General features: G+C 65.0%; 28 protein-coding genes. 11 read left to right on the forward strand and 17 right to left on the reverse strand.

Features of this window, described 5'->3' with window-relative positions:
• Window positions 1-108 precede the first annotated feature (108 nt).
• The 8 genes from ACWW36_RS06355 to ACWW36_RS06390 all read right to left on the reverse strand — a co-directional run bounded on the left by ACWW36_RS06355 (window position 109) and on the right by ACWW36_RS06390 (window position 7,878).
• Window positions 109-1,158: a hypothetical protein gene (locus ACWW36_RS06355; protein WP_456140742.1), complete on the reverse strand. Its 1,050-nt coding sequence runs from the start codon at window positions 1,156-1,158 to the stop codon at window positions 109-111.
• 165 nt (window positions 1,159-1,323) lie between these two features.
• Window positions 1,324-1,476 carry a hypothetical protein gene (locus ACWW36_RS06360; RefSeq protein ID WP_456140743.1) on the reverse strand — a complete coding sequence of 51 codons (153 nt, stop codon included), beginning with the start codon at window positions 1,474-1,476 and terminating at the stop codon, window positions 1,324-1,326.
• Between the two features lie 440 nt (window positions 1,477-1,916).
• Entirely contained in the window at window positions 1,917-3,083 is a 1,167-nt protein-coding gene (locus ACWW36_RS06365; protein WP_456140744.1) for a lipid-transfer protein, read from the reverse strand.
• Window positions 3,083-3,487 carry a MaoC family dehydratase gene (locus ACWW36_RS06370; protein ID WP_456140745.1) on the reverse strand — a complete coding sequence of 135 codons (405 nt, stop codon included), beginning with the start codon at window positions 3,485-3,487 and terminating at the stop codon, window positions 3,083-3,085. The genes ACWW36_RS06365 and ACWW36_RS06370 overlap by 1 nt, the downstream gene beginning before the upstream one ends.
• Complete coding sequence (locus tag ACWW36_RS06375; protein ID WP_456140746.1) at window positions 3,484-4,443, reverse strand: bifunctional MaoC family dehydratase N-terminal/OB-fold nucleic acid binding domain-containing protein; 960 nt, start codon at window positions 4,441-4,443, stop codon at window positions 3,484-3,486. Before ACWW36_RS06375 ends, ACWW36_RS06370 begins: the two co-directional genes overlap by 4 nt.
• Window positions 4,440-5,603, reverse strand: coding sequence for an acyl-CoA dehydrogenase FadE29 (gene fadE29, locus ACWW36_RS06380; protein ID WP_456140747.1), 1,164 nt, complete (start codon window positions 5,601-5,603; stop codon window positions 4,440-4,442). The genes ACWW36_RS06375 and fadE29 overlap by 4 nt, the downstream gene beginning before the upstream one ends.
• Window positions 5,588-6,601: an acyl-CoA dehydrogenase family protein gene (locus tag ACWW36_RS06385; protein ID WP_456140748.1), complete on the reverse strand. Its 1,014-nt coding sequence runs from the start codon at window positions 6,599-6,601 to the stop codon at window positions 5,588-5,590. The genes fadE29 and ACWW36_RS06385 overlap by 16 nt, the downstream gene beginning before the upstream one ends.
• Before the next feature lie 26 nt (window positions 6,602-6,627).
• Window positions 6,628-7,878 (reverse strand): cytochrome P450, encoded by a 1,251-nt coding sequence (locus tag ACWW36_RS06390; protein ID WP_456140749.1) that lies wholly within the window; start codon window positions 7,876-7,878, stop codon window positions 6,628-6,630.
• 121 nt (window positions 7,879-7,999) lie between these two features.
• Here ACWW36_RS06390 and ACWW36_RS06395 point away from each other — a divergent pair, with 121 nt between their 5' ends.
• Genes ACWW36_RS06395 through ACWW36_RS06415 form a run of 5 tightly spaced genes read left to right on the forward strand, consistent with a single transcriptional unit; the run spans window position 8,000 to window position 11,224 of the window.
• Entirely contained in the window at window positions 8,000-9,163 is a 1,164-nt protein-coding gene (locus ACWW36_RS06395; RefSeq protein WP_456140750.1) for a steroid 3-ketoacyl-CoA thiolase, read from the forward strand.
• A complete protein-coding gene (locus ACWW36_RS06400; protein ID WP_456140751.1) occupies window positions 9,163-9,540 on the forward strand; it encodes a hypothetical protein in 378 nt (125 codons plus the stop codon). Before ACWW36_RS06395 ends, ACWW36_RS06400 begins: the two co-directional genes overlap by 1 nt.
• A 9-nt stretch (window positions 9,541-9,549) precedes the next feature.
• Window positions 9,550-10,005 (forward strand): nitroreductase family deazaflavin-dependent oxidoreductase, encoded by a 456-nt coding sequence (locus tag ACWW36_RS06405; protein WP_456140752.1) that lies wholly within the window; start codon window positions 9,550-9,552, stop codon window positions 10,003-10,005.
• A 53-nt stretch (window positions 10,006-10,058) separates the two neighbouring features.
• Window positions 10,059-10,730: a mycothiol-dependent nitroreductase Rv2466c family protein gene (locus tag ACWW36_RS06410; RefSeq protein ID WP_456142381.1), complete on the forward strand. Its 672-nt coding sequence runs from the start codon at window positions 10,059-10,061 to the stop codon at window positions 10,728-10,730.
• 35 nt (window positions 10,731-10,765) lie between these two features.
• Window positions 10,766-11,224, forward strand: a complete 459-nt coding sequence (locus ACWW36_RS06415) for a nitroreductase family deazaflavin-dependent oxidoreductase (protein WP_456140753.1) — start codon at window positions 10,766-10,768, stop codon at window positions 11,222-11,224.
• Window positions 11,225-11,252: 28 nt separating this feature from the next.
• Here ACWW36_RS06415 and ACWW36_RS06420 read toward each other — a convergent pair whose 3' ends face one another.
• Window positions 11,253-12,158, reverse strand: coding sequence for an SDR family oxidoreductase (locus tag ACWW36_RS06420; protein ID WP_456140754.1), 906 nt, complete (start codon window positions 12,156-12,158; stop codon window positions 11,253-11,255).
• A gap of 13 nt (window positions 12,159-12,171) precedes the next feature.
• Window positions 12,172-12,939, reverse strand: a complete 768-nt coding sequence (locus ACWW36_RS06425) for an SDR family oxidoreductase (protein WP_456140755.1) — start codon at window positions 12,937-12,939, stop codon at window positions 12,172-12,174.
• 53 nt (window positions 12,940-12,992) lie between these two features.
• On the opposite strand from ACWW36_RS06425, the gene echA20 reads away from it, so the two are divergent.
• The 6 genes from echA20 (at window position 12,993) to ACWW36_RS06455 (ending at window position 18,082) form a co-directional block, all read left to right on the forward strand.
• A complete protein-coding gene (gene echA20, locus ACWW36_RS06430) occupies window positions 12,993-13,751 on the forward strand; it encodes a (7aS)-7a-methyl-1,5-dioxo-2,3,5,6,7,7a-hexahydro-1H-indene-carboxyl-CoA hydrolase (RefSeq protein WP_456140756.1) in 759 nt (252 codons plus the stop codon).
• Complete coding sequence (gene ipdA / locus ACWW36_RS06435) at window positions 13,748-14,629, forward strand: cholesterol ring-cleaving hydrolase subunit IpdA (protein ID WP_456140757.1); 882 nt, start codon at window positions 13,748-13,750, stop codon at window positions 14,627-14,629. Before echA20 ends, ipdA begins: the two co-directional genes overlap by 4 nt.
• Window positions 14,626-15,375, forward strand: coding sequence for a cholesterol ring-cleaving hydrolase subunit IpdB (ipdB, locus tag ACWW36_RS06440; protein WP_456140758.1), 750 nt, complete (start codon window positions 14,626-14,628; stop codon window positions 15,373-15,375). Before ipdA ends, ipdB begins: the two co-directional genes overlap by 4 nt.
• Window positions 15,372-16,433, forward strand: a complete 1,062-nt coding sequence (ipdC, locus tag ACWW36_RS06445) for a (3aS,4S,5R,7aS)-5-hydroxy-7a-methyl-1-oxo-octahydro-1H-indene-4-carboxyl-CoA dehydrogenase (RefSeq protein WP_456140759.1) — start codon at window positions 15,372-15,374, stop codon at window positions 16,431-16,433. The genes ipdB and ipdC overlap by 4 nt, the downstream gene beginning before the upstream one ends.
• A 273-nt stretch (window positions 16,434-16,706) precedes the next feature.
• Complete coding sequence (locus ACWW36_RS06450; RefSeq protein WP_456140760.1) at window positions 16,707-17,360, forward strand: SatD family protein; 654 nt, start codon at window positions 16,707-16,709, stop codon at window positions 17,358-17,360.
• Complete coding sequence (locus ACWW36_RS06455) at window positions 17,357-18,082, forward strand: hypothetical protein (RefSeq protein WP_456140761.1); 726 nt, start codon at window positions 17,357-17,359, stop codon at window positions 18,080-18,082. The genes ACWW36_RS06450 and ACWW36_RS06455 overlap by 4 nt, the downstream gene beginning before the upstream one ends.
• Before the next feature lie 6 nt (window positions 18,083-18,088).
• On the opposite strand, the gene fadA6 is transcribed toward ACWW36_RS06455, so the two are convergent.
• From fadA6 to ipdE1, 7 genes are all read right to left on the reverse strand, one after another.
• Window positions 18,089-19,237, reverse strand: a complete 1,149-nt coding sequence (gene fadA6 / locus ACWW36_RS06460; protein WP_456140762.1) for a steroid 3-ketoacyl-CoA thiolase FadA6 — start codon at window positions 19,235-19,237, stop codon at window positions 18,089-18,091.
• Window positions 19,230-19,841 carry a TetR family transcriptional regulator KstR2 gene (gene kstR2, locus ACWW36_RS06465; protein ID WP_456140763.1) on the reverse strand — a complete coding sequence of 204 codons (612 nt, stop codon included), beginning with the start codon at window positions 19,839-19,841 and terminating at the stop codon, window positions 19,230-19,232. The genes fadA6 and kstR2 overlap by 8 nt, the downstream gene beginning before the upstream one ends.
• A gap of 46 nt (window positions 19,842-19,887) precedes the next feature.
• On the reverse strand, window positions 19,888-21,441 hold the full coding sequence (locus ACWW36_RS06470; RefSeq protein WP_456140764.1) for a DUF4153 domain-containing protein: 1,554 nt from the start codon (window positions 21,439-21,441) through the stop codon (window positions 19,888-19,890).
• Window positions 21,438-22,400 (reverse strand): HAMP domain-containing sensor histidine kinase, encoded by a 963-nt coding sequence (locus ACWW36_RS06475; RefSeq protein WP_456142382.1) that lies wholly within the window; start codon window positions 22,398-22,400, stop codon window positions 21,438-21,440. The genes ACWW36_RS06470 and ACWW36_RS06475 overlap by 4 nt, the downstream gene beginning before the upstream one ends.
• 68 nt (window positions 22,401-22,468) lie before the next feature.
• Window positions 22,469-23,134 carry a response regulator transcription factor gene (locus tag ACWW36_RS06480; RefSeq protein ID WP_456140765.1) on the reverse strand — a complete coding sequence of 222 codons (666 nt, stop codon included), beginning with the start codon at window positions 23,132-23,134 and terminating at the stop codon, window positions 22,469-22,471.
• Window positions 23,135-23,206: 72 nt separating this feature from the next.
• Window positions 23,207-23,995 carry a (5R,7aS)-5-hydroxy-7a-methyl-1-oxo-2,3,5,6,7,7a-hexahydro-1H-indene-carboxyl-CoA reductase gene (gene ipdF, locus ACWW36_RS06485; protein ID WP_456140766.1) on the reverse strand — a complete coding sequence of 263 codons (789 nt, stop codon included), beginning with the start codon at window positions 23,993-23,995 and terminating at the stop codon, window positions 23,207-23,209.
• 31 nt (window positions 23,996-24,026) lie between these two features.
• Window positions 24,027-25,175 (reverse strand): acyl-CoA dehydrogenase IpdE1, encoded by a 1,149-nt coding sequence (ipdE1, locus tag ACWW36_RS06490; RefSeq protein WP_456140767.1) that lies wholly within the window; start codon window positions 25,173-25,175, stop codon window positions 24,027-24,029.
• Window positions 25,176-25,206 lie beyond the last annotated feature (31 nt).

Consider the following 25,206-nt stretch of genomic DNA (forward strand, 5'->3'; position numbering starts at 1 on the left):
CCTCCCCCGCGCCCTGTGGCGGGGCCGGATCGCTACGACGACTCCTGCGCCTCCGTCTCCATGGTTTCCCATCGAGCTAATCACCATTCCTGGATGTGGATCAGCGACTCAGAGAACTCCGAACCAGCCCTTCAGCAAGCTGTTGTTGCTTGGGCCAATAACGGCACGGATCAACGCCCGCAACGGATCCTGGCCCGGCGGACCACCAATGCCGAAGAACCCCTGCGGACCGAAGATCGCACGCAGTAACGCCCGCAGCGGATCCTGACCAGGAGGCCCACCGATACCGAAAATGCCCTGGTTACCCGGACCGAACACCGCACGCAGCAACGCTCGCAACGGATCCTGACCAGGAGGGCCACCGATACCGAAGAAGCCGCGGTTGCCGTTGAACATCAGACCCTGACTGCCAGGCCCGAAGATCGCTCGGATCAAGGCACGCAACGGATCCTGCCCCGGCGGACCACCAATACCGAAGAACCCCTGCGGCCCAAAGATCGCACGCAGCAACGCCCGCAGCGGATCCTGACCAGGAGGCCCACCGATATTGAAGAACAGTCCTTGGCTGCCCGGCCCAAAGATCGACCTTATGAAGGCCCGTAACGGATCCTGCCCGGGCGGGCCACCGATACCGAAGAACCCCTGCGGACCGAAGATCGACCGGATCAATGCCCGCAACGGATCCTGACCGGGAGGACCACCGATACCGAAGATGCCCTGGTTGTTGCCCGGAGCGGAGAGACTGGGCAACGGAGCGCCGAGTTGTGTGTTCGGCCCCGAGCTCTGCGGCACCAGTGCGTCGACCACATTGTTCGCAACCGCGATTGGTGCAGAAATCAGATCCGCAGGATCAGACGTGGGACCACCGCCGTTGGGCTGCTTGACTTTTGGACCGTTCCCGGGGTTTCCAACCGGGCTGCCGTTCAACGTCACTATTGGACTCTGGTTGCTCGTCGGCCCCTTGGGTGTGGAACTGTTGCCATTCGACGCGGAGTTGCCACCGTTGCCGTTAGTTCCGCCGTTCCCATTGCCGTTGCCGTTTCCACCCGGTCCGTTCGTCAACTGGATCTGCGGAGACAGGGTGGGCACGTGGTAGAACATCGCTGCGGTGAACGCCAAGCCCGCGACGAAGAGCGCAGCCGCGAGTGCACGAATCATGAGGAACGGCGTCCGCGGACGTGAGCGCCGATGCGTTGGCGGCGTCTTCTTTAACCGCCCATTAGCGCCCGTACGTATTTCGAAACCATGACCGGTCATCTGCCGACCTCCTCTGAAATCTGCAAAGCTTTCGGTCTTCCAAAGTTCGGAAAAAAGCTGTGTCACTCAGGCCGATGTCGGCACCGCCTTTCGTCTTGCAGCGAGCGGCGGCGCCAGTGAGGTCAGCGCGTTGAGCGCGGGTGCATGCTGGCGGATCTGAAGGACGTCGAAAGCCTCCGGGCCCGTCCCCAAGCCCGCGAGTTCGCTTTTCCTGGTCACCGGCACCACCTCCCCCGGTGGACCTGACGCGGCGCATGTGGCGCCGATCACGCCAGCGTAGGACTTTGCTAAAAGTACTGTCAAGGGAGGGAACGGATGGTTGAGCGAATTCCATTCGACTATCAAAGATAGCGGAAATTGACGTATTCGGTACTTTTGCTACGGATCTCGCACCAGCTTGTGGGTAGCCTCAGTCGATTCTCGAGGCCGATGCCACGATGTAGGAGCTCAGACATAAATGCAGTTCAAGATCGCTTTTGCGCGTGCAATCATTTTTGTTTTCGGCGGCACAAATATTTGAATCGCTGCTTTCTATCGCCGCCAGCGATATCGCATGCGTCAATTATCTACGAAATCCGAAGCATCCTTCGGAGAGGCATCCAGCAACTGTCACGGCAAATATGACAAAAGATCTCAGGCCGTTGCTGAAAGGACCGCAATCAGCCGAGAATGAGGCCGGAGGTCGGAACCCCGGTGCCGGCGGTGACGAGTACGTGTTCGACGTTGTCGACCTGATTGACCGAGGTCCCGCGCAGCTGGCGTACGCCTTCTGCGATGCCGTTCATGCCGTGGATGTACGCCTCGCCCAATTGACCACCATGCGTATTGATCGGCAGTCTGCCGCCGATCTCGATCGCACCGTCGGCGATATAGTCTTTGGCCTCACCTTGGCCGCAGAACCCCAACTCCTCCAACTGGATCAGCGTGAAGGGGGTGAAGTGGTCATAGAGAATAGCTGTCTGAATATCGGTCGGCTTCAGCCCCGACTGCTCCCAGAGCTGCCTACCGACCAAGCCCATTTCGGGCAGACCCAGCTCCGGTCGGTAGTAGCTGACCATCGAGTACTGATCCGGGCTCGAGCCCTGTGACGCGGCCTCGACGATCGCTGGCCGGTGCTTGAGATCCTTGGCCCGTTCTGCCGACGTCACCACCAACGCCACGCCGCCGTCGGTCTCCTGGCAGCAGTCGAGCAGCCGCAGCGGATCGGCGATCCACCGCGAATTCTGGTGGTCCTCAATGGTGATCGGCTTCTCGTAGAAGTACGCCTTCGGGTTCTTGGCCGCGTGCTTGCGATCGGCAACCGAAACCACACCGAAGTCCTTGCTCGTCGCACCGGACAAATGCATGTAGCGCCTGGCGATCATCGCCACCTGCGCCGCCGGCGTCGACAGGCCATGCGGATACGAGAACGAGTTGTCCACACCCGTCGAATCGGCGTTTTCCACCAACCGCATCTGCACCTGACCGAATCGCGTTCCCGAGCGTTCGTTGAAAGCCCGGTACGCGACAACACAATCCGCCACACCAGTCGCTACCGCGATCGCGGCCTGCTGGACGGTGGCGCAGGCGGCGCCGCCACCGTGATGAATCTTGGAGAAGAACTTCAATTCGCCGATGCCGGCGGCGCGAGCGATGGCGACCTCGGTGTTCGAGTCCATCGTGAACGTCACCATGCCGTCGACGTCAGCCGGGGTGAGTCCGGCGTCGCCTAACGCGTCCAGCACTGCCTCGGTGGCCAGCCGAAGCTCACTACGACCGGAGTTCTTCGAGAAGTCGGTAGCGCCGATGCCGACGATCGCCGCCTTTCCGGAAAGGTCACCGGGCATCAGGCGTTTCCTCCGATGGTCAACGTTGCGGTGGCGATGACGTGGTCGCCTAGGCTGTTGCTGCCAACGACTTTCAGCGTGATCACACCATCCTCGATGGCAGTCACTTCACCCCTGAACGTGACGGTGTCGTAGGCGTACCACGGCACACCGAGCCGCAGAGATATCGACTTGATGATCGCGCTGGGTCCGGCCCAGTCGGTGATGTAGCGCTGTACCAGGCCCGTGTCGGTCAGGATGTTGACGAAGATGTCTTTCGACCCCTTGGCCTGCGCCTTATCGCGGTCGTGGTGGACGTCCTGATAGTCACGCGTAGCGATCGCGGTCGAAACGATGAACGTCGGGTCGCCATACAGGGAAAGTTCGGGCAGCTTGGTGCCCACCTCGATGGCTGGCGCGCTCACAGGTCCGGCTCCCACGCGTACAGCGTCCACGCCGGACCCGAATCGCCTTCGGGAAAGTCGATATACGTTGTGCGAACGGGCATTCCGATCTCCACCTTGGCCGGGTCCACGTTGCGGAGCTCACCGAGCATCCGCACTCCCTCTTCGAGTTCGACGAGAGCGATGACGAAAGGCAGGCTGCGACCCGGCACCTTCGGGGCGTGATGCACGACGAAGCTGAACACCGTGCCCTTGCCACTGGCCACGACGTACTCGATCGGCGCGCCTTTGTCCTGCCAGATCGCGGGCACCGGCGGATGCTGCAAACTGCCGTCGGGCCGCTTCTGGATGCGCAGCTCGTGCGCGTTGACGCCGTCCCAGAAGAACTTTGTGTCCCGCGACGACGCCGGCCGCATCATGGAGTCCGCATCGAGATCGTCGGGCACTTGCGTGCCCGCTTCGCTGTCGGCCGGTTTGAACTTCATGATGCGCCACATCATTTCGGCGACGTCCTCGTCTCCGACCTGCCAGGTGATCTTCTGGGTGATGAAGAAGCCTTCGCCCAGCGCGGTCCGCTTGGGACCGACGACGTCGGTCAGCTCAGCCGCGACACTGACCTCCTCGCCTGGCCGCAGATATCGGTGATAGGTCTGCTCGCAGTTGGTGGCGACCACGCCGATATAGCCTGCGTCGTCGAACAACTGGAGAATTTTCCCCAGGGGGTCGTCGTCCGGCCGGACGCCGCCGAGACCCATCATCGTCCACACCTGGATCATCGCCGGCGGCGCGACGGTACCGGGATGACCGGCGGCCTTGGCGGCGGCGTCCTCAACGTAGATCGGATTCTTGTCGCCCATCGCGTCGAGCCAGTGGTCGATCATCGGCTGATTCACCGGGTGCCGACCGACCCGCGGCTTGCTCTTGCCTTCGGCCTTGACCCTTTCGGCGGCCGCCCGGATATCGTCGACGGCGCTCACCGCGGCACCCTCGGCACCTTGAGGCCTGACGCAGCAATCATTTCTCGCATCACCTCGTTCACACCGCCGCCGAACGTGATCACCAGATTCCGCTTGGTTTGACTGTCCAGCCACTTCAGCAGCTCGGCGGTGTCTGCTTCGGCCGGGTTACCGTACTTTCCGACGATCTCTTCCGCCAACCGACCCGCGTACTGGATCCGTTCGGTACCAAACACTTTGGTCGCGGCCGCGTCGGCGACGTCAATGGTTTCGCCCGACGCCGCAACTTGCCAGTTGAGCAGTTCGTTGATCCGCCACATGGCCTTGAGTTCACCAAGCGAGCGCTTGACGTCGTCGTGGTCCAGCGGGATGTCACCGTTGCCACCCGGCTTCGATGCCCAGGCATGGATCCGGTCGTACAGCGCGGCGAAACGGCCTGCGGGGCCCAACATCACGCGCTCGTTGTTGAGCTGAGTGGTGATCAGGCGCCAGCCGCCGTTCTCCTCACCGACAAGCATGTCGGCGGGGACGCGGACGTCGCTGTAGTACGTGGCATTCGTGTGGTGCGCGCCGTCGGACAGGATCATCGGCGTCCAGGAGTAGCCGGGATCCTTCGTGTCGACGATGAGAATCGAAATGCCCTTGTGCTTCACCGCTTCCGGATCGGTGCGGCACGCCAGCCAGACGTAGTCGGCGTCATGTCCTCCGGTGGTGAAGACCTTCTGCCCGTTGACGATGTACTCGTCGCCCTGCCGGACCGCGGTGGTCCGCAACGACGCGAGGTCCGTACCGGCCTCGGGCTCGGTGTAGCCGATGGCGAAATGCACGTCGCCAGCCAGGATCGCCGGCAGGAACTTCTTCTTCTGCGCGTCGCTGCCGAACACTTGCAATGTCGGTCCGACAGTTTGCAAGGTAACGGCGGGCAAGGGCACGTCAGCGCGGTGAGCCTCGTTGACGAAGATCGACTGTTCGATCGGGCCGTAACCAAGGCCGCCGAACTCCTTGGGCCAGCCGACGCCGAGCTTGCCGTCAGAACCCATCCGCTTTATCACCGCGCGGTAGGCCTTGCCGTGCCGATCGGCCTCCATCTCCTTGTATTCCTCTCCGGAGATGAGGTTCGAAAAGTATTGCCGCAGTTCGGCCTGCAGCTGCCGCTGCTCAGGGGTCAGTTCGACGAACATTGCGCTCCCACCAGGTCGAGACGATGCGACGGCCCGCCCACCAGCCTGGTCAGGTCCTTGATGGTGGAGTAGTAGCGGTCCATCGGGTAGTCGATGTCCATGCCCATGCCACCGTGCAAGTGGTGGCAGATCTGCATCACCGGCGGCGCCTGTGATGCCAGCCAGTAACCGAGGACGTCGAGGTCGTCGTCCGCGTCGCGCCCCTCGGAAAGCCGCCACACCACGGACGTCGCCGCCAATGTCAGTGTGCGCGAAGCGATGTAGACCTCGGCCAGCTGCGCGGCGACGGTCTGGAACGTCGACAGCGGCTTGCCGAACTGATGCCGATTCGCGACATAGTCGGCAGTCAGTCTCAACGCGCCGGCGACAAGGCCTGAGGCATATGCGCCAATCGCGGCCAACGCCAACTGATTCACGCGGTGGGGGCTCGCGCCCTCCAGCACCCCATCCACTTCGGCGTCGGTGAACGTCACCGTGTGTTCGTCACCGCTGTTGGAGGTGGGCGTCTTGGTCAGCGCCACCCCCTCGGCCTTCGGGGAAACCACCACGACGGCGCTATCCGCGGTCACGACGATCCACTCCGCCTGCTCGGCATACGGCACAAAGACTTTCGTCCCGTTGAGCTTTCCGTTGGCGAACGTCGTCGCGGGCCGGTCCGGCAGTGGGGCGCCTTGTTCATTGAGGGCGGCCGTCACCACGGAACCTTTTGCGACTCCAGCCAGATAACGGTCCTGCTGCGCGTCGGAGGCCAGGTCCACCAGTACGGCTGTACCAAGACCTAGGGTGGCGAGAGCGGGGCTGACTGTGCCGTGCCTGCCGATTTCGGTCAGCGCCGTCGCGATCTCCGCCAGGCCAAGGCCGTCGCCGCCGAGGCGCTCCGGCGCCGCCAGCGCCGTGACACCTCCTGCGACCAACGCATCCCAGCTGTTGTCCCGATCCAGCACCGAGGTAACGACATCGGCAACGGCTTGCTGCTCCGGGTTTGGACTGAAATCCACCCGACTCCTCCTTGAGTCTTGAGCGATCAGTGAGCGACGGGGCACTTACCGGTGTAGTCCACCTGCCAGTGTTTGATGCCGTTCAGCCAACCCGATTTCAGCCGCTCCGGCTCACTGATCGGCTTGAGGTCGGGCATGTTGTCGGCGATCGCGTTGAAGATCAGGTTGATGGTCATCTTGGCGAGGTTGGCGCCGATGCAGTAGTGGGCGCCGGTGCCACCGAAGCCGACGTGCGGATTGGGGTTGCGCAGGATGTTGAACGAGTGCGGATCCTCGAATACGTCTTCGTCGAAGTTGGCCGACCGGTAGGACATCACCACCCGCTGACCCTTCTTGATCTGTGCGCCGCCCAACTCGACATCCTCGAGCGCAGTGCGCTGGAACGCCGACACCGGCGTGGCCCAGCGGACGATCTCGTCAGCCGCGGTCTCGGGACGTTCCTTCTTGTAAAGCTCCCACTGATCGGGATTCTGAGAGAACGCGACCATGCCGTGGGTGATGGAGTTACGGGTCGTCTCGTTGCCGGCCACCGCCAGCATCACGACGAAGAACCCGAACTCGTCGTCGGAAAGCTTCTCGCCCTCGATGTCGGCTTCGATCAGCTGCGTGACGATGTCGTCGGTGGGGTTCTTCGCCCGCTCCTCGGCCATCTGCATGGCGTACTGAATGAGCTCCACCGACGACATGGCCGGGTCGATGTGGGCGTACTCCGGGTCCTCACCGGCGGTCATCTCGTTGGACCAGCGGAAGAGCTTGTCGCGGTCGTCCTGCGGCACGCCGAGCAGACCGGCGATGGCCTGAAGCGGCAGCTCGCAGGAAACCTGCTCGACGAAGTCGCCCGACTCTTGCGATGCGGCTGTCTCGGCAATCTTCTGTGCACGGAGCCGCAACTCCTCCTCCAGCCGCCCGACGGCGCGAGGGGTGAAACCACGGGAGATGATCTTGCGAAGGCGCGTGTGCTGGGGTGCGTCCATGTTGAGCAGAACATTGCGCTGCAAGTCGATGGCGTCGCGCGTCATGGCCTGCGGCCACACCGGGATGGCGCCGTCCGGCGAGCTGCCGAAGATGTCGTTGCGCTTCGACACCTCTTTGACGTCGGCGTGCTTGGTCACCAGCCAGTAGCCCTTGTCGCCGAAACCACCGGTTCCGCCCGGCACGTCGACCCAGTGGACCGGCTCGGACTTGCGCAGCGCCGCCAGCTGCTCGACCGGTAACCCCTTCAGGTTGACTTCGGGATCGAGGAAGTCGAAGTCGGCCGGGATATCGGGGGTTGACATAGGTGCGCGCTCCTCAATTGCAACGTGTTCTAGTGCCAGTAAAACATGCTCCTACCGCAGATAAAAGGCGTGCTGGTGACGGCGCTTGTCAGAGTAATGAAACGTGTTCTAGCCTGGCGGAATGGGTAACCCTGTCATCGTTGAAGCCACCCGCAGCCCGATCGGCAAGCGAAATGGGTGGTTGTCCGGCCTACATGCGACCGAGTTGCTAGGCGCCACACAGAAGGCACTCGTCGAGAAGGCCGGCATCGACGCCGGCGACGTCGAGCAGGTCATCGGCGGCTGCGTGACGCAGTTCGGCGAGCAGTCCAACAACATCACCCGAGTGAGCTGGCTGGTCGCCGGGCTGCCGGAGCATGTCGGAGCGGCGACGGTGGACTGCCAGTGTGGCAGCAGCCAGCAGGCCAACGGGCTGATCGCCGGGCTCATCGCGGCGGGTGCCATCGACATCGGCATCGCCTGCGGCATCGAGGCGATGAGCCGCGTCGGGCTCGGCGCCAACGCAGGTCCCGATCGCGGCATCCTGCGGCCCGCGTCGTGGGACATCGACCTGCCCGACCAGTTCACCGCGGCCGAGCGGATCGCCAAGCGGCGCGGCATCACCCGCGAGGACATCGACCAGTTCGGCTTCGAGTCGCAGGCCAAAGCCAAGCAGGCGTGGGCCGAGGGCCGCTTCGACAGGGAGATCAGCCCGATCGTGGCGCCGGTCCTCGACGAGAACAAGCAGCCGACGTCCGAGCGTGCCCCCGTCACCCGCGACCAGGGCCTTCGCGACACGACGCTCGAAACCCTGGCATCGCTGAAGCCGGTGATCGAGGGCGGAATCCACACGGCCGGCACGTCGTCGCAGATTTCCGACGGTGCGGCCGCGGTGCTGTGGATGGACGAAGACAAGGCACGCGCGCTGGGTCTGCGGCCGCGGGCTCGGATCATCAGCCAGGCGCTGGTCGGTGCTGAGCCGTACTACCACCTCGACGGACCGGTGCAGTCGACGGCGAAGGTGCTCGAGAAGGCCGGCATGAAGATGGGCGACATCGACATCGTCGAGATCAACGAGGCCTTCGCGTCGGTCGTGCTGTCATGGGCCCGCGTGCACGAACCCGACATGGAACGTGTCAACGTCAACGGCGGCGCGATCGCCCTGGGTCACCCCGTTGGAAGCACCGGCAGCAGGCTGATCACCACCGCGCTCCACGAGCTGGAGCGCACCGATCAGACCACCGCGCTGATCACGATGTGCGCCGGCGGCGCGTTGTCGACCGGCACGATCATCGAGCGGATCTAGTGCCCGCTTCGGACGCCGAACGCATCGCGGCCGCGCAGGCCTACATCGATGCACTAGTGAGCCACGACGCCGACAAGGTGCCGTTCGCGCCCGGCTGCACCCGCATCGAAGTAGGCCTGAAAACCGGCTTCTCGGGAAATCACCTGCGCCGCAGCCTGAATCGCGGACTGCAGTATCGGGTTATCCGCGACACAGGGGTTCCCGAATTCACCGTCGACGGCGATTCGGTGCGGGCTCGATTCGATCTGTTCACCAAACCCTCGCTCGCAGGGCGCCGTGTCGGTGCCCACATCGACGAGATGTTCCTCATTCCCGCCGACGACGGCCAGATTCACCACATCCGCGCAACCATTCGCCCCTTCGTGACCAAGTCATAGGATCGGCTCATGCCGAAATCACGTCCGAAGTACATGGACAGTGCCATGGGCGACTTCGCCATCAAGTGGATGTCGCGAATCAACACGTTCTTCTACAAGCGCAACAACGGCCAAGGCCTCGGAAGCACGTTTCAGAACATTCCCGTCGCGCTGCTGACGACGACAGGGCGCAAGAGCGGCGAGCCGCGGGTCAGCCCGCTCTACTTCCTGCGCGACGGCGATCGCGTCGTGGCGGCCGCGTCACGGGGCGGCAGCGACAAGAACCCACAGTGGTATCTCAATCTCAAGGCCAATCCCAAGGTGCAGGTGCAGATCAAGGGCGAGATCCTCGACCTGATCGCCCGTGACGCCAATGAGGAAGAGCGGCAACGGTATTGGCCGCAGCTGGTCCAGATGTATCCGACCTACGAGGACTACCAATCCTGGACCGATCGGGTGATTCCGCTTGTGGTCTGCGAGCCGTGAGCTCGCCGTATGACTTGAACTTCTACTTCGATCCCGTATGCCCGTTTGCCTGGATGACGAGCAAGTGGGTTCGTATGGTCGCCGAACAGCGCGACTACAGCGTCGACTGGCGGTTCATCTCGCTGCGGATTCTCAACGCGCACATCGACTACGCGTCGCACTTCCCGCCCGAGTACGAAGCCGGTCATACCGCGGGCTTGCGCCTGCTCCGGGTCGCCGCGCGGGTGCGCACGGAACACGGCCGCGAAGCTGTCGGCCCGCTCTACAACACGATCGGCACCCGTATCTTCGACACTTCTCGCGACGTTGATCCGCTGTCGGCGTCGGGTCAAGGATCGCGGGACATGCTTGAACCCTTGTTGCGCGACGCCGGATTATCGGCCGACCTGGCGGACGCGCTCGATGACACGAGCCTCGACGACGAGATCCGCGCGGAAACCGAGGAGGCGCTGGCGCTGACGGGGCGCGACGTCGGCACACCGATCCTGCACTTTCAGCCGCCCGACGGCACGGCGTTCTTCGGCCCGGTGATCAGCCGGCTGCCGAGTCCCGACGAGGCCGTCGAACTGTGGGACCACGTCATCGGTCTCGCGAGCTTCCCCGGTTTCGCGGAACTCAAGCGCAGCCTCCGGGAACGGCCGCAACTGGTCAGTTTCGGTGTCGACACCGGATCGGTTGGCAAACAAGAGGATTGGCACGGCGGCAGCCGTCGCCTCAAGAGTTAGTTTGCGACCGACGCGAGACGGCAAGACTGTCAGCTATGACGCAACGGCGATGGTTCCGCAACTCGCGCTTTCTCGCGCTGTTGCTGAAGTACTTCGCGCGTGCCCACATCTGGGTCTACCAGCGCACCAACGGACGATTGGGCGCCAAGCTGCTGTGGTTTCCCTCCGCGCTGATCACCACCACCGGCCGCAAGAGCGGGCTATCGCGAACCACGCCCACGCTGTATCTGCGTGACGGTGACCGCGTTGTGCTTCCGGCCTCGTTCGGCGGACGCGCCGAGCACCCCGGCTGGTATCGCAACCTCAAGGCGAATCCAAAGGTGGCCGTGCAGATTCGCGGCGAACACCTCGATCTGGTCGCGCGGGATGCGACCGACCGCGAGCGCGACCGTTACTGGCCTTCGCTGATCCGCATCTATCCGCCGTACAAGGGATATCGCGAAGCCACCGACCGGGTCATCCCGTTGGTGGTCTGCGAGCCGCTACAACAGTAGACAGATCTGAGTACGAGAAGGCTGCGGCTTAGGCCCCGTACACAGGCACGGCTGGACGCGCCTTGCCGAGCAGATCGTTGACGACCGGACCGAGCTCGGCCGGATCCCACCGTGCGCACTTGTCGACCTGCGGCCCGTGTGCCCAGCCCTCGGCGACGCGGATGATCCCGCCCTCGACCTCGAACACCTTGCCGGTGACATCCTTGGACTCCACGCTGCCGAGCCAAACCACCAGCGGCGAAACGTTTTCCGGCGCCATCGCGTCAAAGTCTTTGTCCTGGGTTGCCATCATCTCGGCGAAGACGGTCTCGGTCATCCGCGTGCGTGCAGACGGCGCGATGGCGTTAACGGTCACGCCGTAACGGCCCATTTCTGCCGCCGCGACCAACGTCAACGCGGCGATGCCGGCCTTGGCGGCGCTGTAATTCGCCTGTCCCACACTGCCTTGCAGGCCGGCACCCGAGCTGGTGTTGATGATGCGGGCGTCCGGGGTGCTGCCCGCCTTGGACTGGGCCCGCCAGTAAGCGGCAGCGTGCCGCATGGTGGCGAAGTGGCCCTTGAGGTGGACGGCGACGACGGCGTCGAACTCTTCCTCGCTGGTGTTGGCGAACATCCGGTCGCGGACGATGCCTGCGTTGTTGACGAGAACGTCCAGCCCGCCGAACGCATCGACCGCGGTCTGGATCAGGCCTTCGGCTTGCTGCCAGTCGGCCACATTGGCGCCACTGGTAACGGCTTCGCCCCCTGCGGCGGTGATCTCGTCGACGACGCCCTGCGCGGCGCTGCCACCACCGGCGGGCGAGCCGTCGAGCCCTACACCGATGTCGTTGACCACCACGCGGGCGCCTTCGGCCGCGAACGCCAGTGCGTGCGCGCGCCCGATGCCGCCACCCGCACCCGTCACGATGACCACCCGGCCGTCGAGCAAACCCATGCTGTCGTCTCCCTTACTTGATTGCGTTCGTTGTGTCCAGATAGTGAGGCGGCTCGCCGCCGCCGTGTACCTCTAACGTCGCGCCGCTGATGTAGGACGCCGCCTCTGATGCCAAAAATGCGGCGGCCCAGCCGATATCGCCAGGTTTGGCCAATCGGCCAAGTGGCACCTTGGCCGAAATCGCCGCGATCGACTCGGCGTCGCCATAAAACAATTCCGACTGTTCGGTTTCGACCATGCCCACGACAATCGAGTTCACCCGCACCTTGGGTGCCCATTCGACGGCCAGCGTGCTGGTGAGGCTGTCGACACCCGCCTTGGCTGCACCGTATGCCGCGGTGCCAGGTGTGGGCCGGCGGCCGCTGACGCTTGAGATGTTGATGATCGACCCGCCATTGGCCTTCTGCATGTGGGCATTGGCGTGCTGCGAGACCGATAGCGGCCCAAACAAGTTGAGCTCGATGATCTTTCGGCTGAACTTCGCCGACGCGTCCGCGGTGAGCACGTACGGCGACCCACCCGCGTTGTTCACCACCACATCGATCCGCCCATGACGGTCGACGACGGCGTCCACCATTGCGGCTACGGCGTCGTCGTCGCGCACGTCGCACGGCAGGAACTCGTACGGCAGTCCGTCGACGGGACGCCGCGCACACGTCACCACCGTCGCCCCCTGGTCGGCGAACACCGCGCTGATGCCGGCGCCGACTCCGCGGACGCCGCCCGTCACGAGAACGACCTTGTCCTTGAGTCCGAGGTGTATGTCTGGGGCGTCGGTCACTGTGCTAGCGTACCAAGCAAGTGCTTGCTTTCCTACCGTCCCCAGGAAGTGCCATGACCATTACCTCCACCACAGTCGAGCCGGGCATCGTCTCGGTAACGGTCGACTATCCGCCGGTCAACGCCATCCCGTCGCAAGGCTGGTTCGAACTCGCCGAGGCGATCACCAAGGCCGGCGAGGACTACGCGACCCACGTCGTGATCCTTCGCGCGGAGGGCCGCGGCTTCAATGCCGGCGTCGACATCAAGGAGATGCAGCGCACCGAGGGCTTCACCGCACTCATCGACGCCAACCGCGGATGCTTCGCTGCCTTCCGGGCGGTCTACGAATGCGCGGTACCCGTCGTCGCAGCGGTCAACGGCTTCTGCGTCGGCGGCGGCATCGGGTTGGTCGGCAACGCCGACGTCATCGTCGCCTCCGACGATGCGACATTCGGTCTGCCCGAAGTCGAGCGTGGCGCGCTCGGTGCGGCGACGCACCTGTCGCGGCTGGTGCCGCAGCACATGATGCGGCGGCTGTTCTTCACCGCCGCCACCGTCGACGCGGCCACGCTGCATCACTTCGGTTCGGTGCATGAGGTGGTGCCGCGGGGTGAGCTGGACGAGGCGGCGTTGCGGGTGGCCCGCGATATCGCCGCGAAGGACACGCGGGTGATCCGGGCGGCCAAGGAAGCGCTGAACCTCATCGACGTGCAGCGGGTCAACTCGAGTTACCGCATGGAGCAAGGCTTTACCTTCGAGCTGAATCTCGCCGGCGTCGCCGACGAGCATCGCGACGCATTCGCCGGTACCACTAAGGGCAAGAACGCATGAGCGATAAGCGGACCACCCTCGATCAAGCCGTCTCGGCGATCGAAAGCGGCATGACCATCGGCATCGGCGGCTGGGGCTCGCGGCGCAAGCCCATGGCGTTCGTGCGGGCGCTGCTGCGCACCGACGTCAAGGATCTGACTGTCGTCAGCTACGGCGGGCCGGATATCGGGCTGCTGTGCTCGGCGGGCAAGGTGCGGCGCGTGTATTACGGCTTCGTGTCGCTGGATTCGCCGCCGTTCTACGACCCGTGGTTCGCCAAGGCGCGTACGTCCGGCGCGATCGAAGCGCGTGAGATGGACGAGGGCATGCTGCGCTGCGGCTTGCAGGCCGCGGCGCAGCGGCTGCCGTTCCTGCCGATCCGCGCCGGGCTGGGCAGCTCGGTCGTCGATTTCTGGGAAGGTGAGCTTTCGACAGTCACGTCGCCCTACCCGACCGGCGACGGCTACGAGACGCTCGTCGCGATGCCGGCTCTGCGACTGGACGCTGCGTTTGTGCACATGAATCTCGGTGACGCGCAAGGCAATGCGGCCTACACCGGAATCGATCCGTACTTCGACGATCTGTACTTGATGGCCGCCGAGCGACGCTACTTGTCGGTGGAACAGGTGGTGCCGACCGACGAGCTGGTCAAAGCGGTGCCACCGCAGGCGCTGCTGATCAACCGGATGATGGTGGACTCCGTCGTCGAGGCACCCAATGGCGCGCACTTCACCACGGCCGCACCCGATTACGGCCGCGACGAGAAGTTCCAGCGCCACTACGCCGAGGCCGCCGGCTCCGACGAGACGTGGCAGCAGTTCGTGCAGACGTATCTGTCCGGGAGCGAGGCCGATTACCAGGCAGCGGTCCGCAAGTTCGCTTCGGAGGTGTCCAAGTGATTTCCGTCAGCCGTCCGGAGGTGTGTGCGGTCGCCTGCGCGGAATTGTTCCGCGACGCGGGCGAGATCATGGTCAGCCCGATGGCGACGATGGTGTCGATCGGGGCCCGGCTCGCGCGGCTGACCTTCTCGCCCGACATCCTGTTGACCGACGGAGAGGCGCAGCTGCTCGCCGACACTCCGGCGATCGGCGCCCCTGGCGCGGTCGAAGGCTGGATGCCGTTCGGCCGGGTTTTCGAGACGCTGGCGTGGGGCAGGCGTCATGTGGTCATGGGCGCCAACCAGATTGACCGCTACGGCAATCAGAACCTGTCGGCGTTCGGACCGCTGCAACATCCCACGCGGCAGATGTTCGGCGTGCGCGGCGCGCCTGGCAATACGATCAACCACGCGACGAGTTATTGGGTGGGTAACCACTCCAAACGAGTGTTCGGCGATTCGGTCGACGTGGTGTCGGGCATCGGCTGGGACAAGGTGGATCCCGACAACCCTGCGTACCGGTTCGTCAACGTGTACCGCGTCGTGACGAATCTCGGCGTCTTCGACTTCAATGGGCCGGACCACCAGATGCGTGCGGTGTCGCTGCATCCGGGTATCACCCCCGAAGATGTCCAGGACAACACGTCGTTCGAGGTGCACGATCTGGACAAGGCCGAGCACACCCGCCTGCCGAGTGAGCAGGAGCTGAAGCTGATCCGCGAGGTGATCGACCCGAAGTCACTGCGGGACAAGGAAGTACGAGTATGACCAGGCTGCGCACACCGCTGACCGAACTGGTCGGCATCGAACATCCGGTGGTGCAGACCGGGATGGGCTGGGTAGCGGGTGCGCGGCTGGTGGCGGCGACGGCCAACGCCGGCGGGCTGGGCATTCTGGCCTCGGCGACGATGACCCTGGACGAATTGCAGACCGCCGTCACCAAGGTCAAGTCCACGACCGACAAGCCGTTCGGCATCAACATCCGCGCCGACGCCGGCGACGCCAACGATCGCATCGACCTACTGATCCGCGAGGGCGTCAAGGTCGCGTCGTTTGCGTTGGCGCCGAAACCGGAGCTGATCGCGCGGCTGAAAGAGGCTGGCGTGGTGGTGATTCCGTCTGTCGGCCTGGCCAAGCACGCCAAGAAGGTGGCCGGCTGGGGCGCCGACGCGGTGATCGTGCAGGGTGGCGAGGGTGGCGGCCACACCGGCCCGATCGCCACGACGCTGTTACTGCCGTCGGTGCTCGATGCGGTCGACATCCCGGTCGTGGCGGCGGGCGGTTTCTTCGACGGTCGCGGATTGGCGGCGGCACTGTCGTATGGCGCTGCCGGCGTCGCGATGGGCACGCGGTTTTTGTTGACGTCGGATTCGACGGTGCCGGATACGGTCAAGAAGCGGTACCTGGAGGCGGGGCTGGACGGCACCGTGGTGTCCACGCGCGTCGATGGGATGCCGCACCGAGTACTGCGAACGGGGTTGGTAGAGAAGCTCGAGAGCGGTTCGCGGCTGCGTGGTTTCACCGCGGCGGTGCGCAATGCGCAGAAATTCAAGAAGATGTCCGGCATGACGTGGCGGTCGATGATCCGCGACGGGCTGGAAATGCGGCACGGCAAGGAACTGACGTGGTCGCAGGTCGTGATGGCGGCCAACACCCCGATGCTGTTGAAGGCCGGGCTGGTGGAAGGCAACACCGCCGCGGGCGTGCTGGCGTCGGGACAGGTCGCGGGAATCCTCGACGATCTGCCGTCATGTGCGGAGCTGATCGAGTCGATCGTCAGCGACGCCGTCAAGCACCTGCAGGCGGCGGCGGCGCTGGTCGAATAGTCAGTGCCCAGCTAGCGGCGACAGAGTCGTCAGTGGCGACAATGTCGCCGCAACGCGGGCACCGAACAGTAGTAGTCAGACGACAGCCACGCCCGCCGCTGGGTCAGCTCTACGGCCCCGATTTCGACCACGCCGCGCGACCGCGGTTGTGCCCTTCTCTCTGGGCGACTTTGTCGCCGCAAGGCGGGCACCGAAATACTCCCTATCCCAGACCGGCGCTTACCTGCTAAAGCATATGGCTAAAGTGGGTGCTAATGAAGCTATACTCTTCATATGTCTGCAGTGAAGACTAAAGCTTCATCACACTCCCGGGCGACGCTGATCGGCGACATCGTCGGGTCCCGTCGCACTGCCGACCGACGTGCGCAACACCAGGCGTTGAACAAGGCGCTGCGCGAAATAGCAGGCGATGCGATCGACGCGCCCGCTTTCACGGTCGGCGACGAATTTCAGGGCAGCTATCCGGCGGTCGGCCAGGCGATCGATGCCGCGCTGGCGCTGAGTCTGGCCATGGCGCCGGGTGTCGACATCCGGTTCGGCATCGGCTGGGGCGCGGTGATGATGCTCGACGCCGCTGCCGGCATTCAGGACGGCCCGGGGTGGTGGGCGGCGCGTGCGGCCATCGAGTGGACGGCGTCGGCGCAGAGGCAACCCGGGCTGGCGCTTGTACGCACGGCGTTTCGGGCCGACGGCGAAAGCCGCCGTGATGTCGACGCTATCAACGCCGCCCTGATATGTCGGGACCATCTGATTGGATCACTCGATGACCGATCGATACGAATACTGAAGGGCCTGTTGAACAACCACAGCAAGAAGGACATCGCGGCCGCCGAGGGCATCAGCGCCTCGGCGGTGTCGCAGCGCGCAGGCCGCGACGGCTTGGATTTGATTGTGCAGGCATCGCAATACCTTCGGGGCGTCCCGTGAGTGGGCTGGCCGTGATGTTGATCGCGACCGGTGTGGCCGACGTCTTCCGTCGACGCACCGATCGCGTGTGGCTTCCTGCCACGGTCGCGCCGGTCGTGGTCGTCGTTTGCGCCGTGCTAGCGGGACTATGGCGTCTCGGCGATATCGCGCTGCTCGTGATCGCCGCGGTCGCGAGCGTCGGGTGGGTGCTGCTGTGTGCCCGTGCGGAACGGTCCGGGCAGCGTGAACTGACGCCGCTCGCGGTGTTCGGCGCCGCGGCCGGCCTGCTGATCATCTTGTCGGGCTGGGGATCTCACGTCTCCGGACTCGTCGCGCGCTGGCCGTCTTGGGTGGACATCGATGTCGAGCCGGACCGGCTGCTGATGGTCGTCGCGGTCGTGTTGCTGCAACTGGTCACCGGAAACCAGTTGGTGCGCTTGGTGCTTGGCTCGGTCGGCGCTGTCAAGCCCGCGGGTGAGCCGCAGCCGTCCGACAAGCTCAAAGGCGGGCGGCTGCTCGGCCCGATGGAGCGGCTGCTGATTCTCGGGCTTGGCCTGGCCGGTCAGCTCACCACGGCCACCGCCGTCGTCGCCGCCAAGAGCATCATCCGATTCCCGGAAATCAATGCGCAGAAGGCCCGTGAAAACGGCGGCATCGGCATCGACGAAGTGACGGAGTACTTCCTCGTCGGCAGCTTCGCCAGCTGGATGCTCGCGTTAGGCGGCCTCGCACTAGCGCACTAGGCGCTGTCAGAGCCGCTCGATGATGGTGACGTTGGCCGTGCCGCCGCCTTCGCACATCGTCTGCAAGCCGTAGCGGCCTCCGGTGCGCTCGAGCGTGTTGAGCATGGTGGCGAACAGCTTGGCTCCCGTCGCGCCCAGCGGATGACCCAACGCGATCGCGCCGCCGTTCGGGTTCACCTTTTCCGGGTCGGCCTTGATCTCCTTCAACCATGCCTGGACGACAGGCGCGAACGCCTCGTTGATCTCGACGGTGTCGATGTCCTCGATCGACAGGCCGGTCTTCTCCAGCGCGTAACGCGTAGCGGGGATCGGGCCGGTCAGCATGAACACGGGGTCCGCGCCGCGCGCGCTGATGTGATGGATACGCGCCCGCGGGGTCAGGTTGTGCTCCTTGACCGCCTGCTCGGAGGCCAGCAGCACCGCGCTTGCGCCATCGGAGATCTGGCTGGCCATCGCCGCGGTCAACCGGCCACCCTCGACCAGTGTCGGCAGCGTCGCCATCTTCTCCAGCGACGTGTCTCGCGGGCCTTCGTCGGTCCGGAAACCGTCGACGTCGATGATCTCGTTCTCGAAATTCCCGCCACGAATCGCCGCCTGCGCCCGCTGGTGACTGGTCAGCGCGAACTGCTCCATCTCCTCCCGCGAGATGTTCCACTTCTCGGCGATCAACTCCGAACCGCGGAACTGCGAGATCTCCTGATCGCCATAGCGATGCAGCCAGCTCTTCGACTCGTTGGTGGGCGAAGTGAACCCGAACTGCTCGCCGACGATCATCGCCGAGGAGATGGGTATCTGGCTCATGTTCTGCATGCCGCCGGCCACAATCAGATCGGCCGTGCCCGACATGATCGCCTGTGCGCCAAACGAAATCGCCTGCTGGCTGGAACCACACTGCCGATCGACGGTGACGCCCGGCACCTCTTCGGGATATCCCGCCGCCAGCCACGACAACCGGGCGATGTTGCCTGCCTGCGGTCCGATCGCGTCGACGCATCCGGCGATGACGTCGTCGACCGCGCCGGGATCGACGTCGACACGTTCGAACAGTCCCCGCCACGCCGCCGCGCCCAGGTCGACGGGATGCACACCGGCAAGCGAACCATTGCGCTTGCCGATCGCGGTGCGTACAGCGTCGATGACGTACGCCTCAGGCATATTTGCTCTCCTTGGGTGTGGCGACGGTGATGCCGCCGAGGACTATCGAAAGGTATTGGCGGCCAACCTCTTCGGCCGTCAGTGGTCCGCCTGGCTGATACCAGCGGACCGAAACCCATGTGGTGTCGCGAATGAACCGGTACACCAGGTCGACGTCGATGTCGGGCCGGAAGTCGCCCTCCTCGATGCCCTGGTTGAGCAGGTCCAGCCACATCTTGCGTTGCTCTTTGTTGCGCGTCTCGACGAAGCCGAACTGCGGCAGTGACGACAGCCGCTTTGCCTCATCCTGGTAGATGACGACCTGGGCATGACGGTCTTCGATCGCCTCGAACGACGCCATGAACAAACCCTTGAGCCGTTCGAGAGGATTGGGTTCGGTGTCGACGATCTCCTGGTAGCGACCGAACAACCAGTCCAGGAAATCCCGAAGCACCTCCTCGACCATCTGCTCTTTGCTCTTGAAATGGTGATACAGGCTGCCCGACAGAATGCCTGCCGAATCGGCGATGTCGCGCACGGTCGTCGCGCGCAGCCCGCGCTCGGCGAACATCGTCGCGGCGAGCCTCAGCAGCTCGTCGCGGCGACTCGGAAGCGCGCTGTCCATCCGACCAGGATAGCAACCAAGCGCTTGCTAGGTAAGCCCGGGCGGGTCAGCCGGAGGATGACCAGTACTCCGAGCACTGCTCGTCCCGCGACGCGCCGTCGTAGGGGGCACGCCATCGCGACAGGTTGAACTCGTAGAAGGGCCCCCGGTGGTCATCGCGGTACATCGCGCACACCCGCATCGACTCGGGCAGGCGGCCCAGCGCCGGCTCGATGTCCGCGGACAGCCGAAACAGGTAGGCGGTGTCCAGCAGCTTGGTCTGCTCGTACCGGTCGATGTTGCGTTCGGCGATCAGCCGCTCGGGATTCGTCGCGGCCAGGCCGAGCAGCGCCACCGCACCGGCGAGCAGGATCGCCCGCGGCAACCACTGCCCCGTCATCCGAATGCCTGCGACAGCGACCAGGATGAATACCGCGCCGAGCCACAGTTCGATGGTGATCACCATGAGGCGCTCGGTGCTGAAACCGTAGGCCTGCTGGTACAGCCACATCCGGTGGATCGCCGAGATCACCACCACAACCGAAGTCGCACAAAGGGTTCCGACGAGGATACGCAGCAGTCGACGAGACGATGCGGCCTCGCGTCCTGCCACCCGGATGACGCCGCTCAGCACCAGAAGAGTCAGCGAGGAGACCCCAAGCAGCTGCCAGAAGCCCTGCCGTGCGTACTCGGCGTAGGTCAGCCCGTCGGTCTGCAGGACGTGCGCGTGCCCGCCGAACAACACCGTGGCCTGAATCGCGACGAACCCGATGAACAGCACGTCCAGCACCGCCAGCGGCACCGCCCACTCCCAGTTCGGCAGGGAACGCATGGGACGTGGCGCCAGTGCATCGAGCTTGGGGGCGAAGCGCACCAGGTAGCCGCCGAACAGCACGAAGCACACCACGATCCCGAACACGAGTGCGTGGACATACCCCTCGATGGGGTTCCACTCGGGTGTCAGGACTTCGATCATCCGCGCGAAGGCCGGGTCGGCCGACGCGAACAAGCCGCCGAAGACCAGCACGAGCACCAGGGTGACGGCTCCCACGACGCCCATCCGGACCGTATTGGGCCGCCCGCTCCACGCGAGTCCGCCTTCCGGCACCGCTCGACGCGCCCACCCGAACGCCCTGGCGGGCAGGCACCACGGCAGAAAAGGCCCGGCGACGACGGCCGTCCACGTCCGGCCGCCCGCCAGCGTGCTCCAGCCAACGAGCCAGGCAGCCAGAATGCACACCACCCCAAGCCATTCCGCGGCGAGTAGTGCTGGCACGGCCAGAAGCGCCAGCGTGACCGTGATCCCGAGCCATTCATCACGGGTCGGACGACGCTCGGCAAGGCCGTAGACGACGCCGAACACCATGACACCGACCAGGAGGTACCCCACGCTCAGTACGGAGACCCGCCACAACTCGGCGCCCACGACTCCTACGACCAACGCTGCCACCAGCAATCGGCGCGGCGCCGCGGCCAGCGCGTCGAGCGGCCAGATGCGGCGCGGCCAGACGGTCCACCCGGGCTCGCCATACCGCGGCAATTTCGGCCCCAGCATCGGCGGTGGCGGTGGTTGTGGTGGCGGGTACAGCCCCGGGTACATCATGGTCGGCGGCGTGCTCATCGTGGTTGCTCCTCCGCGACCGCCGGTGCAGGGATCGTGACCCCGATCCGGCAACCAGTCCTGGCTTCCATCACTTCGATGGCGCCACCATGCAGTTCGACCGCCCAGCGGGCGATCGCGAGTCCGAGTCCGGTACCCCCGGCCGACGTCGCGCCCCTGGTGAATCGCTGGAAAACGCGTTCGCGTTCGGCGGGCGGTATTCCGGGGCCCTCGTCGCACACCTCGAGCCGCAGCCCCGTCGGTTGCGCCGTGCTCGCAAGCACGGAGACCCGGGCGCCCGACGGACTGTGCCGAATGGCGTTGTCCACCAGGTTGACGACCACCTGCCGCAGGCGGGCCTGATCGGCGACGGCAACCAGATCCGGTGGCGACACCCGCACGGTCACCTGCACACCATCGCCGGCCGCCGCGACGTGTCCGACGGCCTCCTCGAGGAACTTCTCGACGCCGAAAGTGCTGGGCTGCAACGGGATAGCTCCGCCCTCGAGCCGGGACAGGTCGAGCAGGTTGGTCACCAGCTCGCCGAGCCGCTCGGTCTGGGACAGCGCCATCCGCATGGTCGTGTCGTCGGGCTCCGCGATCCCATCGACGACGTTCTCGAGCAGCGCGCGCAATGCCGTGATGGGAGTGCGGAGTTCGTGCGAGACGTTGGCGATGAGTCCCCGTCGATACTCGTCGGCCGCCCCGAGATCGGCTGCCATCTGGTTGTAGGCCACCGCCAGCTGTCCGATCTCGTCCCTGGAGGTGGCGCGGACGCGCACGCTGTAATCACCGCGAGCCATGGCGCGCGCCGCGGCCGTCATCTGGCGCAGCGGCGACGTCATGCCGTGGGCGAGGAACTGAGTGAGCGCGAGTGAGGTGGCCAGCGCTGCGAGCAATGCCCAGCGGAACTGCCAGCTCGCGCCGATCCAGAAGGTGAACGCGGCCAGGGTGATCGCGCTGCCGACGAGCAGGCCCATCTTGACCTTGAACGAGCTGAAGGGGTCCAGTGGCCGCGGCAGCCGGTCCCACACGGCGGCGAGCCTGTTCAACGCGGTAGCTCCAGCGCGTACCCGACGCCGTGCACGGTGCGGATGAGTTCCGGGCCGAGCTTGCGACGCAACGCCTTCACGTGGGTGTCGACGGTCCGGCTCTCCACCCCGGAACCCCACCCCCACACGTGTTCGAGCAAGGCGTCGCGGGAGACCGCCGTGCGCGGCCGGCCGGCCAAGAACACGAGCAGATCGAATTCGGTTCGCGTCAAGTGGATTTCGTCGCCGCCCTTGTGAACTCTGCGGCCTTGCAGATCGATACGATGGTCACCGATCGACAGGGGTTGGGCCGGACCGGTGCGGTCCATGCGGCGCAGCAGCACCCTTACGCGCGCGACGAGTTCGCGCATGCTGAACGGCTTGGTGAGGTAGTCGTCGGCACCGATTCCGAGCCCGATCAGCATGTCGGTCTCATCGCTTCGTGCGGTCAGCATCAGCACGGGGATGGACTGCACGGCCTGGATTCGCCTGCACACCTCGAGCCCGTCGAATCCCGGCAACATGACGTCGAGCACCACGAGGTCCGGCGGGGAGGCCGTGGCCGCGGCGACGGCCGACGGTCCGTCAACGGCCGTCTCTACCAGGAACTCCTCGGCGCGCAACCGGGTCGCGACGGCGGCCAGGATGGTCGGCTCGTCATCGATGACCAGGATTCGCTTCACACATCCGACTGTAAGTGCCGGATGTGGGGCTTCCGAGCAGCGTTCGTGAAGATTCCGTGGAGATTTCGGTCGTCAGGCCCGCTGGCTCGACACCGAGATGACTTCGCCGGTCAGGTAACTGGAGTACTCGCTGGCCAGGAATGCAATGGTGGCGGCGATCTCCCACGGCTCTGCCGCCCGGCCGAACGCCTCGCCTTCCGACAGCCTGTCCAACAGCTCCGAGGAGCTGGTCTTCTCAAGGAACTTGTGCCTGGCGATGCTCGGTGACACGGCGTTGATCCGCACCCCGTATTCGACGGCTTCGATTGCGCTGCAGCGGGTCAGCGCCATCACACCGGCCTTGGCCGCCGCGTAATGCGACTGCGAATGCTGCGCTCGCCAGCCGAGCACGCTCGCGTTGTTGACGATCACGCCGCCATGGTCGGCATCGCGGAAATACCGCAGCGCCGCACGCGTTGCCCGCATCACGGAGGTCAGCGTGACGTTGAGGACGCGGTCCCATTCCTCGTCGGTCATGTCGACCACGGGAGTCTGCCCGCCGAGGCCTGCGTTGTTGACCAGCACATCGAGCCGGCCCATCCGCGCGGTGGTCGACGCGATCAGCGCATCGACCTGCGCGGTGGACGTCACGTCGCAGACCACGCTTTCGACCCGGCCAAGCCCGAGTTCCGTCAACTGGTCGCGGGTCTCGCTCAGCCGCCGTTCGTGGTGATCGGACACGACGACGTCGGCACCTTCGGCCAAAGCACGCCGCGCCACCGCGGACCCGATGCCGGTGCCGGCCGCAGCCGTCACGACGACGACCTTGCCGTTGAGAAGTCCGTGTCCCTCAATCTCTTTCGGGGGGTCAGATAAGGTCATACGGCCCTTCCTATGGTCTTCGCGCAAGCGCTCATCCGCGAACCTCCCTGGGTAAGCCGAGCACGCGCTCGGCGATGATGTTGCGCTGGATTTCATTAGATCCGCCGTAGATGGTGTCGGCGCGGCTGAACAGATAGAGCCGCTGCCACTCGTCGAAGTCGCCGTCGGTCAACACCAGCCCGGCCTTGCCGACGACGTCCATCGCGATCTCGCCGAGATCGCGATGCCAGTTGGCCCACAACAGCTTCGAGACGTTGTCTTGGCCTGGCTGCTCGACGTCCATCGTCGCCAACGCGTACGACCGCATCGACTGCAGGCCAGCCCACGACCGGGTCAGCCGCTCGCGGATCAGCGGGTCGTCGGCGGCACCGGTCCGCTTGGCCACCTCCACCAGATTGGAAAGCTCACGCGCATAACGGATCTGCTGGCCCAGCGTGGACACGCCCCGCTCGAACGTCAGCGTTCCCATCGCCACCCGCCAGCCGTCACCGGGCTGTCCCACCACCAACGAGGCGTCGGTGCGCGCGTCGTCGAAGAAGACCTCGTTGAACTCCGAGTCTCCGGTCAGCTGCACGATAGGCCGGACTTCTACGCCCGGTTGATCCAGCGGCACAAGCAGATACGACAGACCGGCGTGTCGTTTGGAGCCCTTCTCGGTACGGGCCACCACGAAGCACCACTGGGCCCAGTGCGCCAGCGACGTCCACACCTTCTGCCCGTTGATCACCCACTCATCGCCGTCGAGCTCGGCCGTGGTCGACACATTGGCCAGGTCACTGCCCGCACCGGGCTCGGAGTAGCCCTGGCACCACAGCTCGGTGACATCGAGGATCTTCGGGAGGAATCGCTTCTGCTGCTCTTCAGTGCCGTACGCGATCAGCGTCGGCCCGAGCAGTTCCTCACCGAAGTGGTTGACCTTGTCGGGCGCGTCGGCCTTGGCGTATTCCTCGTAGAACGCGACGCGGTGCGCGACGGACAATCCGCGGCCGCCATGCTCTTCCGGCCAGCCCAGGCAGGTCAGTCCGGCGGCGGCCAGATGCTGGTTCCACGCACGTCGTTCCTCGAACGCCTCGTGCTCGCGACCCGGTCCGCCGAGGCCTTTGAGCGCGGCGAATTCGCCGACGAGGTTGTCGGCGAGCCACTGCTTTACCTCGGCCCGGAACTCCTGGACCTCTATCACCCTTGTAGGCTAACCTACCAAGCACTTGCTT

The sequence above is a fragment of the Mycobacterium sp. MMS18-G62 genome, from assembly GCF_053877835.1.

Excerpts from the sequence above, each read along its gene's own strand:
- ACWW36_RS06355 (WP_456140742.1), bottom strand. The coding sequence starts at position 1,158 with ATGATTCGTGCACTCGCGGCTGCGCTCTTCGTCGCGGGCTTGGCGTTC.
- ACWW36_RS06365 (WP_456140744.1), bottom strand. The coding sequence starts at position 3,083 with ATGCCCGGTGACCTTTCCGGAAAGGCGGCGATCGTCGGCATCGGCGCT.
- fadE29 (WP_456140747.1), bottom strand. The coding sequence starts at position 5,603 with ATGTTCGTCGAACTGACCCCTGAGCAGCGGCAGCTGCAGGCCGAACTG.
- ACWW36_RS06390 (WP_456140749.1), bottom strand. The coding sequence starts at position 7,878 with ATGTCAACCCCCGATATCCCGGCCGACTTCGACTTCCTCGATCCCGAA.
- ACWW36_RS06395 (WP_456140750.1), top strand. The coding sequence starts at position 8,000 with ATGGGTAACCCTGTCATCGTTGAAGCCACCCGCAGCCCGATCGGCAAG.
- ACWW36_RS06405 (WP_456140752.1), top strand. The coding sequence starts at position 9,550 with ATGCCGAAATCACGTCCGAAGTACATGGACAGTGCCATGGGCGACTTC.
- ACWW36_RS06410 (WP_456142381.1), top strand. The coding sequence starts at position 10,059 with ATGACGAGCAAGTGGGTTCGTATGGTCGCCGAACAGCGCGACTACAGC.
- ACWW36_RS06415 (WP_456140753.1), top strand. The coding sequence starts at position 10,766 with ATGACGCAACGGCGATGGTTCCGCAACTCGCGCTTTCTCGCGCTGTTG.
- ACWW36_RS06420 (WP_456140754.1), bottom strand. The coding sequence starts at position 12,158 with ATGGGTTTGCTCGACGGCCGGGTGGTCATCGTGACGGGTGCGGGTGGC.
- echA20 (WP_456140756.1), top strand. The coding sequence starts at position 12,993 with ATGACCATTACCTCCACCACAGTCGAGCCGGGCATCGTCTCGGTAACG.
- ipdA (WP_456140757.1), top strand. The coding sequence starts at position 13,748 with ATGAGCGATAAGCGGACCACCCTCGATCAAGCCGTCTCGGCGATCGAA.
- ipdC (WP_456140759.1), top strand. The coding sequence starts at position 15,372 with ATGACCAGGCTGCGCACACCGCTGACCGAACTGGTCGGCATCGAACAT.
- ACWW36_RS06450 (WP_456140760.1), top strand. The coding sequence starts at position 16,707 with ATGTCTGCAGTGAAGACTAAAGCTTCATCACACTCCCGGGCGACGCTG.
- fadA6 (WP_456140762.1), bottom strand. The coding sequence starts at position 19,237 with ATGCCTGAGGCGTACGTCATCGACGCTGTACGCACCGCGATCGGCAAG.
- kstR2 (WP_456140763.1), bottom strand. The coding sequence starts at position 19,841 with ATGGACAGCGCGCTTCCGAGTCGCCGCGACGAGCTGCTGAGGCTCGCC.
- ACWW36_RS06470 (WP_456140764.1), bottom strand. The coding sequence starts at position 21,441 with ATGAGCACGCCGCCGACCATGATGTACCCGGGGCTGTACCCGCCACCA.
- ACWW36_RS06475 (WP_456142382.1), bottom strand. The coding sequence starts at position 22,400 with ATGGGCCTGCTCGTCGGCAGCGCGATCACCCTGGCCGCGTTCACCTTC.
- ipdF (WP_456140766.1), bottom strand. The coding sequence starts at position 23,995 with ATGACCTTATCTGACCCCCCGAAAGAGATTGAGGGACACGGACTTCTC.